The sequence below is a fragment of the Prevotella sp. P2-180 genome (assembly GCF_002251435.1).
In the GTDB taxonomy this organism is placed as follows: Bacteria; Bacteroidota; Bacteroidia; order Bacteroidales; family Bacteroidaceae; genus Prevotella.
The window spans coordinates 1-12,747 of record NZ_NPJI01000030.1 but is presented as its reverse complement, the minus strand read 5'-3'; the positions used below and the strand labels follow the sequence as shown (position 1 = coordinate 12,747).

The window sequence follows — 12,747 nt, the reverse complement described above, 5'->3', positions numbered from 1 at the left end:
ATATTATACTTATAATTTGAAACCTCCTTGAAACATAAAAAAGCAATTTGCCCAATTTGCTTTTGCCCAATTTGCCATTGATAGGGACAGGGGACAGCCTAGGTTAATCCGTATTGAACAAACAGGTTTATGTCGCGGAGTGGTCCAAACACTTCACCATTAAGGTAAGGTTCCAGATCTACTTCCTTTCTCACACCGTCGCTAAATAAAAGTGCAAGGCGATAATTATTCAGATAATCAACATCTTTAACTTTAAGCATAATAAATCTCCTTTCTTATTTTAATGGTTCTATTTTTTCTATTATTCTTTATTTAAACACAATTCAACATAATTTGCTGCAAATTTTTTGGTAATAACAAAAAATAAACTAACTTTGCATGAAATTTAAAGATTCTGATTATGACAACAAAAAAAATACTTTTGACTTTGGGCATGGCAATGTTATTCGCATTCATCTCCACTTCGTGTTCTGACGACAATGTGCCGGAATCGGCAATCGACACCAAACCTTGGCCATACGACGCAAACATGGACACAACTGTTTCGCCAGGCGACGACTTCTTCATGTACTGCAACGGCACCTGGTGGAAAAACTACGACCTTAACGGAAATGATTATTGGGGATTCTGTGCTTGTGAGACTGAAGAATATATTGAGAATTATAAGAAAAAGATGAATTCTCCTGCCCTGAATAGAATAAAAGACGACATCCGAAATATCGACAACTCCACCGATGCGGCACTCGCTGCCATCGGCAAGGCGCTGCAGATAACCGAAGGCATTGAGACTAATGAAGACGCATGGCGGGCTATAGGAAAAGCCCTGAAGATGGGCTACCAACCGTTTTTCAAGTTCACTCTCATCCCAAGGTCAAGGGTGATGAAGGCTTGTCTTGGCAAGAGCGACGACTCGGATGACGAAACGGGAAAGCTGGCGAACCCTTATTCGCTACGCTATCTAAGCACTCACCCCGAGCGTCTCGACGACTTCGTGCCGCTTGCCAAGATGAAGACACGATCTACTGGCTACGCTATGCTCGACTGCATATTCAGCGAGCTCGGCATACCGGAGTCGGATGCTACGATAGACGAGGAAGTGTTGGATTGGTACAAACAGGTGCAGAAACTGTCGCCGCAGGAAATCAAGGAAAGGATACACGAATGCATAATGAGAGACATCTGCTTTGCATCGAACAAGGACTTTGAAGAAAACAAGTCGCTGTATGGGATTCGTGGCACGATGGATGATGCCATGCAGAATTTTTATGATGTTCCGATGGCTTATATCCTGTCGCACGACTATATAGCCAGTCTCGATCTGCAGTCGGCAAAGGCTGAGATGACAGAGATATGCAAACAGTTTATCGACGTGCTGAAGAGGCGAGTGGATGCGCTCGACTGGATGAGCGAGCCTACAAAGGCACAGGCGAAGGAGAAACTCGACAAGATGATTCTCAACATCGGCTTTCCCGACAAATGGGTTGATGCGGCACTGCCACAACTCACAGGCTCGTCGCTCGTGGAGGATATGATGCAGATAAGAATTGCCTGGTTCGACGGTTTGAAATCATTGATAGGCAAGCAAATAGAAGAGGATGATAACTCATTTAACATGTGGCTTTTATACGGAGACCTGAGCCTCATGATTGACAATGCGTCCTACGAACCGATTGACAACAATATAACCATACTGCCAATATACCTGATGGAACCCTATTACAGCAAAGACTACTCCGACGCGTTCAACTATTCTACATTTTCCTCTACATTGGGTCACGAGATAACTCATGCCCTTGATGTAGAAGGTTCGAAATATGACGCCATGGGCAACAACCGCAACTGGTGGACCGTGGCTGACAAGATGGAGTTTAACACAAGGCAGCAGAAACTGGTCGATTGTTTCAACCTGCTCGAGATAATGCCCGACGCTCTGCCCAACGTGTATGCCGACGGCACCAAGACCCTTGGCGAGAACACCGCTGACCTTGGCGGACTCTTGGTTGGCAGGCAGGCGTATATGGAAAAACTCGAGCGCGAGGGCTACAGCAGAGAGGAAATGACGAAGCAGGATCGTAAGCTGTTTCAGGCCTATGCCGAGCAGTGGCGTGCCAAATACACACCGGCATACGCAATCTGGCTAAAGGAAAACGATGAACATTCACTCCCTCGTGAGCGCATAAACGGTATCGTGATGAATATTGACCGTTGGTATGAGCTCTTCGACGTGAAGTTTGGCAACATCCTCTACCTCACACCTGAGACGAGGGCACGTATATGGTAGTTCCTAGGCAGTACAGGGGACAGGTCACTGTCCCGCATGTGTTCATCACAAGCTGCACCGCAAACTCTCCCGCGACCCTCGCGTCAGAATAATCAACGTAAGGGGACTAGGCTACAAGCTGATTGGCTAAAGTTTAGTTTTCCCCTGTCCCGCTCCTGTCCCGCATGACCCGTTTTTGGAATAAGTGGGCATTTTTGCGCTTGAAAAAACGGAATAAGTCAGAAAAATAAGCATAAAAAACATGGAATAAGTGGATTTTCTTTTGGTGGAATGTGTTTTTCATTGTAATTTTGCACACGGAATATTAATGCAGTACAGGGGACAGGTCACTGTCCCCTGTCCCGCTCTTCCGACATTTCGGGCGATGGCAAATAAAATAATCGGCGGAAATTTTGTGGTTTCAGAAAAAGGATGTATCTTTGCAAAAAAAAATAAGGATCATCATGGCAAAACGTTATCTCGACCCAAAGGCAGACCTCACCTTCAAAAGGGTGTTTGGCGAGCATCCTGACCTCGTAATCAGCCTGCTCAACGCACTTCTCCCCTTCCAAACCAAGGAGGAGGAGATACAGAGCGTGGAGTATCTGACACCCGAAATGGTGCCGGACAACCCTCTGCGCAAGTTCAGCATCGTCGATGTGAGATGCAAGGACAACCGGGGAAGGCAGTTCATCGTGGAGATGCAGATGGTGTGGTCGCCGGAGTTCATGCAGAGGGTGATGTTCAACTCCGCCAAGGCATACGTGCGCCAGCTCGACAAGAAGGAGGACTACAGTCTTCTGGAGCCAGTGTATTCGCTTAATCTCGTCAACGATGTCTTCTTGAAGGACGTTCCCGAATACTATCACTACTACCGCATGGTGCACGAGAAGCATACCGAAAAGGTGATAGACGGACTCCACCTTGTGTTTGTGGAGCTGCCCAAGTTCACTCCTCACACCATGGGCGAGAAGCGCATGCAAGTCCTTTGGCTGCGCTACCTCACCGAGATAGACGGCTATATGGAGACCGTGCCGCAGGAATTGCTCGACATTCCTGAGATAAACAAGGCGATGGCGGTTGTCGAGGAGTCAGCCTACACTCCCGAACAGCTTCTTGGCTACGACAAGTTCTGGGACATAATCCGCACTGAAAACACGCTTTACAGCAGTGGCGTGAGGCAGGGTCGTGCAGAAGGAGAGCAGGCAAAGGCATTGAACATTGCCCTAAATCTGAAATCCATGGGTCTGGGTATTGCCGACATACAGAAGGCGACGGGACTCAGCGAGGAGGATATTCGTGATTTGTAAATATCAAATAATCTTATATTATGAAGTGTTGTAAGGGTCGTTGGGCAAATTGGGCAAAAGCAAATTGAATCATAGGGACAGGCTCATCGACCCGAAAGAGTGAACCTATGTACCTGTCCCTATGACCCTTTTTTCTCGTCCCGCAAGGCAATCAGCCCTGCGGGATTTTTTTTGTCCTTCCGACATTTCGGACGATGGCAAATAAAATAATCGGCGGAAAATTTGGTGGTTTTAAGGAAAAAGAGTAACTTTGCAAGATGAAAGCTACATCTGGGCAGAATTGCCCTGGTGAGCTTGGCAATAGCACCATCGCTTTGCATAAAAACCCCAAAAAAATTACTCCAATGACAATAAAAACAAAAACCTTCTCACTCTTCGACTTCTGCAAGAAAAGGGCAGACCGGTTAGAGGTCTATGGAAATGAGTCGCTGGACGAGGAAGGAAACATCATACCGTTCATTGACCAGGCTGCATACGTCACACACTATTTGCAGCTGAAACGGTCGGGCGTTACAGTACCCTATGCCGACAGGGCAGAAGGGTTGCTAAATCTTTGGTATGGATTCATAGAAGGCAATCAACAGGAAGTCAAAGACAACGAGGGCATAGCCTCAGAGCCTCTGACTGCGCGCCAACAATACCTTTTCGCTGACTTGTACGAAGCGCCGTTCCAAGCTCCCGCAAATCCGGAGTTCACCTTCATCGACCTCTTTGCCGGCATCGGCGGCTTCCGCATGGCTTTTCAGAACCTTGGAGGAATGTGCATGTTTTCTTCCGAATGGGACGAACAGGCAAGACGGACTTATTATGCTAACTATGGCGACATTCCATTTGGCGACATCACCAAAGAAGAGACCAAACGCAACATCCCGAAGGGCTTTGACATACTTTGCGCAGGGTTCCCATGTCAGGCATTCTCCCTTGCAGGGCGAAGGCTCGGTTTTGAGGAGACTCGTGGAACTCTGTTTTTTGATGTTGCAGAGATACTACGAAGATATCAACCCAAGGCTTTCTTCTTGGAAAATGTGAAGGGACTTGCCATTCACGACAAGGGCAAGACTCTGAGGACCATTCTCAACACACTCGACGAGGTGGGCTACACGGTGCCCGATCCGCAGATTGTCAATGCTATGTATTTCGGTGTCCCGCAGCATAGGGAGAGAATATACATCGTAGGCTTCCGTAAAGACCTTGGTATTGGCAAGGAAGAGTTTTCGTACCCTGAGCAGCACGAGGTGACGAGGAAGTGGATTGACGTGAGGGAGGAACAACCTGTGCCTGCGAAATACTATCTGTCAACGACATACGTCCAGACCCTCGTAAACCACAAAGCCAGACATGCTGCCAAGGGAAACGGCTTCGGGTATGAGATAATTGCCGACGATGGAATAGCCAATGCAATAGTTGTCGGCGGTATGGGACGTGAGAGAAACCTTGTGATAGACAAGCGGCAAACGGATCTTACTCCAACCACTAACATCAAGGGAACGGTAAACACTGATGGCATACGCAAGATGACACCCAGGGAATGGGCAAGGCTGCAAGGTTATCCCGACACGTTCAAGATAGTTGTCGCAGACGCATCTGCATACAAGCAATTCGGCAACAGTGTTGCCGTGCCTGCTATTCAGGCTACGGCAGAACGATTACTCAACGTATTGAAAGTCCACAAAGAATTATAAGAGCAAAATGGGAAAACACAGAGACTACAAATTGAAAAACGAACTGTACTTTGTGGTTTTACGCATGGTGCAGTTGCGTGATGAGTATAAAAAGACAGGCAAGGGGCTCGGCATCTACTCTGTAAAATATCGCGGAAAGGAACTTGCTTCAAACGCTTCTTTGATGGACGTTGACTTGTCTGAATGTGACACCAACGCCGCAAAAGAAATGGCAGAGTCAATAGGCTATGAGAGAAGAAAATGTGTTGACAACTCAAAAATAGTAAGCAAGATAGACATTACGCTTAACGGGAAAAATTGCAGCATAAGATGCCTAAACTACACAGACAGGGCGCTTGTCAACCATAGCCACAGGAGAAAATATGAAGCAGTCTGCAACCATATTGGCGAATCGATAGAACCTTTGGACACAATGGTGAACGACTATTGGACATGCCGAACACTTGGCTTGTTTAACGAGGACTGTTATTCCTATTCTTCCCTTAATCCCTTCCTCGATTATAAGGAATACCTTAGCAAGGTGCTTACATTTATGGCTTTTAACACCCTTGACTTTGACAAGGCAGGGGAGAGCGGGTTCGTGGTTGAGAAAATAGATAACATTATCGACTACGTTGACCCTTGGGACGAAAACACATGGAACTTGTATGACAACTCCAACTATTTCAATTCAGTTTGGAAGTATCTTTGTTTCTCGATGCGAGACAAAAAGGGTATGCCTTCGGACGACAAACTGACGCTTCCGGAAAATGCCGACATACGATTGTGGACACACAACCTTGACGGAAGAAATAAGGGAGCCCTGCATGTCCGCATAAAGAAGTTTGATGCTTCAACATACGAAAAAGGTTTCAAGACACAATTTGAGACCATTTGCAGTGAGGAAATAGAGGAAGTGAAAGTCAATCAAGGCGAACTTGATGAGTATCTTGTAAAACTCTTCCTTATTGATTGCAGGGAGAAAAAACTTCCTGTACCAATAGGCGAGAAGAGTGAGGTGGTGTATTCTGTAGGCAGTAAAGATGGTGAGTATGGTGTACCGAAGGTCAACCTTGACTGGATGAAACAGAGTCCAAAGATAATAGTTTACATTTGCAAGAACATCAATGCCGGCAAGGCTTCGTCATTTGACAAGGCAGACGTTTTCATAAACCATATAGGAATATCAATAAAATCGCGCCGTGGAGCTCCGCCGACAATAATCAACCAAACCGGCAGGGATAAAATCCTAAGGGTTATGAAGTCCTTGAATAAGCCTATTGCCCCGTTGGACAGAATAGTGTGCAGATACTGGGCCATAAGACTGAATGGAGGAAAGGAAGATGTTTGCAATGCTGATAATCCCGAAAATCCATTCTGCACCGACGAGAATGGCAATTCAAACATAGGAGTATTGAAACCGCTAATAAACTATTTTGCATTCTGCGGAACAGGTACCAGGGATTCTGAATCGCCGGCAAGGTATATACTTTCAGTAGGCATGCCTTGCGACACCACGACATGGATCTTCTATGACGAATCAAACTTTGTAGATTCCCTTTGGCAAAAATTCGTGTTCTCAATACGCTCGCATGGAATGCCAAAGGTTATTAATGAAGAAATGATGCCTTGGGTAAGGGAGATTAAAGGTAAAAAGAAAGGATTATTAAACGTAAGAATAAAGGACAACAGCAAGAAATGACAAAGAAAACAAAGATTATTAGTATCGTGGGATGCATACATTACAAAGGAAACATGACAGTCGAGGGTTTTCTGAACTCTTTAATGGAGAAAATCATTGTTTTGAAGCCGGAACCGGATAACCCAAAGGACTCAACTGCTGTTGTGGCAATAATGGATGGCAAGACTGTAGGGTATGTAAGGGCAAGTGAAAAAAACGATTTAAAACTCTTCGACATTCTTAATGGCACAGAACACAAATTATTGCTCGCAAAGCCAAAGGCAATCAATCCTGATTATAAATCTTTGATTGTTGAATTAGACTATGATGACACTGATTCGACAGAAAACGAGCAAACAAAATTATTAAGACAATGGGAATACACCGGCATAATACTTGACCCACCAATGAAAATGAAACAGGCAGAGGATTCTGTTGCCACAATGCTTGAACTGTTGGAAAAAGGTGTTGCAACGGAAGAAAATATGAGATATTATTTCAACACCTTCAAAGAATGTGCCGTTTACGTATTCTCTTGCGAATTCGGTAAGGAACGTGAAAGACTCCAGAAAATGTTGGAAAACTACCCTGACCCTCAAGTACGAGCCATGGCAGAGGAACAAAGGTCTATAAGTCAATCGATTCACAATAGTTGCGCCCATTATAATGCCTTTTGTGAACTGAAAAAGGACATGAAAAAACAGGCATCTGGAAGCAAATTCAAAACACAGTTGCTGTCACTTGACAAGAAGAGATTGACACGAGAGATGGAGGCGTTCCCCGGAAACTTCTACAGTGAAAGAAATAACGTGAAGTTTTTTGCTTCGAAGCTATACTACAAATTCTTGCCACGAGACATTTTGATGAAATTCCTTTCGGGAATGGCTATTCTCGGAATATTAGGGAAGGGGACGAAAAAAACGGTGGCAAAAGTCAAGCGCAAAAGGGGAAGACCTCGACTGAAAAAAGGTGACCGTGACTTTTCTAAACTTATTAACGGCAACTCAGAATATCGTGAACTGTGGATTGAACAGATAAATCAGATGATATTTGGGAAAAAAGGTATAGAGGCAGGACTTTTGATGCGCGCCTTATGCAAAAAGCATGTAATCTCGAAAGCCCCATACGACTATGTGAAAGAAAAGTTTGGCGAGATTGGCTCTGAGAAAAACTATAATAAAGGTTTGAATAGTAAGGAACTGGACAACAATGAACAGGGTGTGTTAAAACACTGGGAAACTATGATTGAGTCTAAAGACACAGATATCAAAGAACAGATGAAAAGCTTTTGATGCCAATTAGGTATATAGGCTGAACCTCATAATACCATCCGCTCTTAATTGGAGCTGATGGTATTTTTTTTCATTATCTACGAAGATAGAAAAACACTATAAATACACAAAAAACAACAAAAAAACAACCAAAAATCCATTAAAAATAATCCTTGTTAAACTGCTGTATTTTAGTACTTTAAATGCTTGTTTGTGCGGTTTTTATTCTGTAATTTTGCATTCGGAGAGCTCTAATGTGCTCCAAAAAAATATGGAAAAAAAGAAGCATAAAAAATGCAACACGTCTGGGGTGCTGGATGCGTCGCCAAGACACTCAAAAAATTCAGTCGGAGAATTATTTCCCGACTTCGCAATGAAAAACACGCCTAAGTTTGACTTGAAAAACAGGAGGTATGTTGGATGCAAGGCAAAAATTGCTGAGTGGATTTTTTGGAAAATCCGGAATGAGACACACGATGCACACTCGTTTCTCGACTTGTTCGCAGGCACTGGAGTAATAAGCCAAAAGGCATTGGAAAACTATGATGAGGTGATGGTTAACGACTTAATGTATTGCAACAATGTAATATACCAGGCATTCCTTGCCAACGGGGAATGGAACGAGCGACTGATCGATGATTTCATCTCGGAGATGAACTCCATCGATGGTGCTTCGATTGACGACAATTATTTCTCCCTCAACTACGGCAACAAGTATTTTGGCATGGAGGCAGCAAGGCTGATAGGATATGCAAGGGATGAAATAGAGAAAAGACGTCCGGGGCTGACAGAGAAGGAGTATCATGTGCTGCTGGCTTCGCTGATATACAGTGCAGACCGCATAGCCAACACCACGGGGCAGTTTGAGGCATATCGTAAGAACACAAAAGAATACAAGGCTTTTGAAATGCGCCCTGTTATGGCCAAATGCTATCAAACTGTCAGCATTTACAAGGAGGATGCCAACGAGCTTGCAAGGAAGGTGAAAAGCGACATAGTGTATCTCGACCCGCCATACAACTCCCGACAGTATTGCAGCCTATACCATGTGCTTGAAAATCTTGCGAAATGGGACAAGCCTCTTTTGTACAAAGACACGGCAAAACCATTGACTCTTGGCAACAAAAGCCAATACTGCACGAGAAATGCCTTGGCGGCGTTCAGAGACTTGGTGACTGCCATCGATGCAAGATATATAGTGGTGTCGTATAGCAACACCTACAATGCAAAAAGCATGACCTCAAACAACAAGATGACTCTGGAGCAGATACGACAGACAATGGAACTGCGTGGCTCTACCAAGATGTTTACCAAAGACTATAATGCTTATAATGCAGGAAAGACGGATATTGACAATCATAAAGAAGTTTTATTTATAACAGAAGTAAAAAGATGAAGGATAGAATAGTTCGGTCTCCACTGTTTTATGTGGGAGACAAACGCAAGCTGATGTGTCAGATCAAGACACATTTTCCAAGTCACATCGACAGGCTCATAGAGCCATTCGTGGGCGGAGGCTCAGTGTTTATGAATGTTGATGCAGACGGCTTTCTGCTCAACGATTTAAACCATATCGTAATACAGATTCATAGTATGTTAAGCTCATATTGCGACAGGAAGGATGACTTCTTCAGGGAAGTCTTTTCGCTGATTCGGAAATACGGACTTACTTCGAGTTTTCTCGGCATACCGCAAGAGCGTGGCAAGTCATGCGACTGCAAGGATGTGAACCGAGAAGCCTACAACAGGATGAAAACCGACTTCAACAGTGGCGGCAGGAAAGACGGAATGCTGCTTTACCTGTTGATTATTTACGGATTCAACCACATGATCCGGTTCAACAAGAAGGGTGAATTCAATCTGCCGGTGGGAAACCTTGACTTCAACGAGAATGTCTATAACGCCCTGAACGACTATTTCGCCCAAACGGAAAGGAAACAACCGCAGTGGCATAGCCAGGACTTCAAGGCTTTCCTTGCGGAGATAGAATTCAGGAAGGACGACCTGGTGTATCTCGACCCTCCTTATCTTATCAGTTCAAGCGAATACAACAAGATGTGGAATGAGGAATGTGAGTGTAACCTCATAACGGAAATGGACAGACTCGACGCAATGGGCGTGCGCTTTGCTGTGTCTAATGCCATAACCTACCGAGGCAAGAAAAATGACATTTTCGGCGAGTGGGCGAAGAAGTACAACATCCACCCGATAAGCAGTAACTACATAAGCTATTGGGACAACTCAAGGAAAGACAGTGGAGAGGTTCTTGTAACAAATTATTGATAAAAATGTTAAAATCCATCAACTATGATGGATGTCTTGGAAAAATCCATCTTCAACTTTTGGTGAGATGGATTTTTTTTGTACCTTTGCAACCATCTATCACCACTAAAAAAATTATTAAGTATGACGCAAGAAGAAGCGGTTATAATGGCGCTGCAAGACCTTGGAGGCAAGGCGCACCAAAAAGACATATACAAAAGGGCAATGAAGTATGCCACCTTCGGCGGAAAAACGCCAGACGCCACAATAAGGGCCCTATTGCAACGTTGCGATAGGGTGCGGCACAGCAAGGATGCACCAGGATTGTGGGAACTGGTTTCATATCAGGAAGAACTCGCCAAGCTATACAAGCAAAATAAGGAAATGATCGGCATCGTGGAAACGCTTCGCAAACTACTAGAACTCCCTGCGGTGTTTGAACGTATAGCCAACGAGTGTATGAACGCAACGCAGACACAGAACGTTTCCCAAAGGGTGAACATTGTCAATATGCTCAATACTTTAAAGGCTAATCTCAACATATCTGTCTCTGATGAAACAAACAGCCGCCTTAAGAAGTTTGCGGCTGAGAATTCTTCACCCGATTCATTGGCTATAGATTATCTGAAAAATATCAACTCCCTGATGGAAAGCCTTAACGAGAGAATGGAGTCTTTTATCCAAAAGCCTACAATAGGCACTGTAGTGTTGGAACAAAACAATTTTGGAGAAAAGGGAAAACTTACGGGGAAGGTGAAAAACAACAAAATGATTGAGAAATGAACGACGAACAGAAAAGGCAATTTCTTAACGACATACTGGCGAGAGTGGGTACAGACTCAATTGGGCAAGTGGTGATCGAGCAGAACAACACCATTTACGTAGATGAAAAGCAACCGCTTCACCTGCCGCCATATCTCGTGCAGGAAAGGGCAATGGAAATATACTCTTTTCTTGTTGACAGGAAATTTATTGATGCCAATACGAATGCTGAGCATTTCCTGTTCCTCTTTGGAGTAAAAGGTGTTGCTCCCAAGAATCTTAAACCTGTCAACTGGCATGGCACCCAACAACAGCTTAGAACCGTGTTGCAACTCACTTTTGAAACTCCCTTGGAGCGAAAGTCGCTGCGACTTGCAGACATTGAGAGAAACGTGCCTTTTTGCTTCCTGATAAAAGGCAAGAAAATTACTTCATTGGCCAAACAAACCAAGGAATTGTCTGCAGAAATGGATGAGATAACCAATTTCTTCCGACAAAAGTAATCGTTAATAGAAATCGTTGATTTACAATTAATTACGAGTGTCTTCCGACTGTTTTTGAAATGAAAAACGGTCGGAAGACACTCTTCTTTTTTGCCCGTACTTACCTCTTTTTTTCCTTATCTTTGCATCGTGAATCAGACGAATAGGCAATCGCCGACTGCCGAAAGTCGATAATGGTTCACGGTGAATTATTTTTTTTTGAATTTATCAATTTGTTTTACATTATTAAAATATTACAGACATGAGAAATAAGAAGATGGGTTCGGCTGCTCCCCAAAAGCAGCAAACATTGGAAGACCAGTATGAGTGCTATACCGTTGACAGAATGCCTCAGGACGTGAAGACTCGCAGCAATGGTGCGGTGACGTGCGAGAACGACATCACTAAGGTGGTGAAGACCATGATGGAGGGTGAGGTGTTAAACACCACAAAATGGTGTAAGAACCGCAACAACACGCTGTCGGGTTGTGCACTGCTCGTGGATAGCGATATCTTCCTCGATCATGACAAGTTGGAGATGATGGAGAAGCTGACGAACGGCGAGGTGGCAGTGAAAGCCATAGGCGATGATCTTTGGTTGGTGTCTATATTCTGGATTGAACAATAAGAGCGGATATCATGAAACTGACACTGAAAAGAATTGCCAGGCGCGCTGATTATACCATCGGGCGTTTGACGGACGAGAAGGGGAAGAGAATCTGCGACACTCTGGAGCCGACATGGCGCAACTACAAGGGTGGCGAACTGAAAGTGCCGAAGAAATCGGCGGTGCCGGAAGGCACTTACCGGGTGGTGGTGACTAAGTCGCCGAGATTCAGGAAATACCTACCATTGCTTGTTGGTGTACCTGGTTTTGAGGGCATAAGAATTCATTCGGGCAACAGTGCTAAGGACACGGAAGGCTGCATCTTGGTGGGCGACAACCTTATTAAGGGCAGACTCGTGTGGAGCAGGAATGCTCTTGGAAAGTTGATGGGAATGATGGAGGATGAGAAGGAGGTAAGCATAACGATAATTTAAAATGTAAAGAAAAATGG

The 12,747-nt window shown here is 44.4% G+C and carries 12 protein-coding genes; 11 read left to right on the top strand and 1 reads right to left on the bottom strand.

Annotation, left to right across the window (positions count from 1 at the left end):
* Window positions 1-98: 98 nt before the first annotated feature.
* Complete coding sequence (locus tag CIK98_RS05035) at window positions 99-260, bottom strand: DUF2442 domain-containing protein (RefSeq protein ID WP_094383191.1); 162 nt, start codon at window positions 258-260, stop codon at window positions 99-101.
* Window positions 261-400: 140 nt separating this feature from the next.
* Between CIK98_RS05035 and CIK98_RS05030 the strand changes: the two genes are divergently transcribed.
* The 11 genes from CIK98_RS05030 to CIK98_RS04975 all read left to right on the top strand — a co-directional run bounded on the left by CIK98_RS05030 (window position 401) and on the right by CIK98_RS04975 (window position 12,730).
* Window positions 401-2,281: a M13-type metalloendopeptidase gene (locus CIK98_RS05030; protein ID WP_094383190.1), complete on the top strand. Its 1,881-nt coding sequence runs from the start codon at window positions 401-403 to the stop codon at window positions 2,279-2,281.
* A gap of 443 nt (window positions 2,282-2,724) precedes the next feature.
* Entirely contained in the window at window positions 2,725-3,570 is an 846-nt protein-coding gene (locus CIK98_RS05025; protein WP_094383189.1) for an Rpn family recombination-promoting nuclease/putative transposase, read from the top strand.
* 344 nt (window positions 3,571-3,914) lie between these two features.
* Entirely contained in the window at window positions 3,915-5,252 is a 1,338-nt protein-coding gene (locus CIK98_RS05015; RefSeq protein WP_094383187.1) for a DNA cytosine methyltransferase, read from the top strand.
* A 7-nt stretch (window positions 5,253-5,259) separates the two neighbouring features.
* Window positions 5,260-6,933, top strand: a complete 1,674-nt coding sequence (locus CIK98_RS05010) for a hypothetical protein (RefSeq protein WP_094383186.1) — start codon at window positions 5,260-5,262, stop codon at window positions 6,931-6,933.
* The gene (locus CIK98_RS05005) at window positions 6,930-8,204 is read left to right on the top strand and encodes a hypothetical protein (RefSeq protein WP_094383185.1); all 1,275 of its coding nucleotides are present in this window, start codon (window positions 6,930-6,932) and stop codon (window positions 8,202-8,204) included. The genes CIK98_RS05010 and CIK98_RS05005 overlap by 4 nt, the downstream gene beginning before the upstream one ends.
* Before the next feature lie 250 nt (window positions 8,205-8,454).
* Window positions 8,455-9,579, top strand: a complete 1,125-nt coding sequence (locus CIK98_RS05000) for a DNA adenine methylase (protein WP_216358956.1) — start codon at window positions 8,455-8,457, stop codon at window positions 9,577-9,579.
* Window positions 9,576-10,466: a Dam family site-specific DNA-(adenine-N6)-methyltransferase gene (locus CIK98_RS04995; RefSeq protein ID WP_094383184.1), complete on the top strand. Its 891-nt coding sequence runs from the start codon at window positions 9,576-9,578 to the stop codon at window positions 10,464-10,466. Before CIK98_RS05000 ends, CIK98_RS04995 begins: the two co-directional genes overlap by 4 nt.
* A gap of 123 nt (window positions 10,467-10,589) precedes the next feature.
* On the top strand, window positions 10,590-11,228 hold the full coding sequence (locus CIK98_RS04990; protein ID WP_094383183.1) for a hypothetical protein: 639 nt from the start codon (window positions 10,590-10,592) through the stop codon (window positions 11,226-11,228).
* The gene (locus CIK98_RS04985) at window positions 11,225-11,710 is read left to right on the top strand and encodes a hypothetical protein (RefSeq protein WP_094383182.1); all 486 of its coding nucleotides are present in this window, start codon (window positions 11,225-11,227) and stop codon (window positions 11,708-11,710) included. Before CIK98_RS04990 ends, CIK98_RS04985 begins: the two co-directional genes overlap by 4 nt.
* A 241-nt stretch (window positions 11,711-11,951) precedes the next feature.
* Window positions 11,952-12,317 carry a hypothetical protein gene (locus tag CIK98_RS04980; RefSeq protein ID WP_094383181.1) on the top strand — a complete coding sequence of 122 codons (366 nt, stop codon included), beginning with the start codon at window positions 11,952-11,954 and terminating at the stop codon, window positions 12,315-12,317.
* Between the two features lie 11 nt (window positions 12,318-12,328).
* Window positions 12,329-12,730 (top strand): DUF5675 family protein, encoded by a 402-nt coding sequence (locus CIK98_RS04975; RefSeq protein WP_094383180.1) that lies wholly within the window; start codon window positions 12,329-12,331, stop codon window positions 12,728-12,730.
* The last annotated feature ends 17 nt before the right edge of the window (window positions 12,731-12,747 follow it).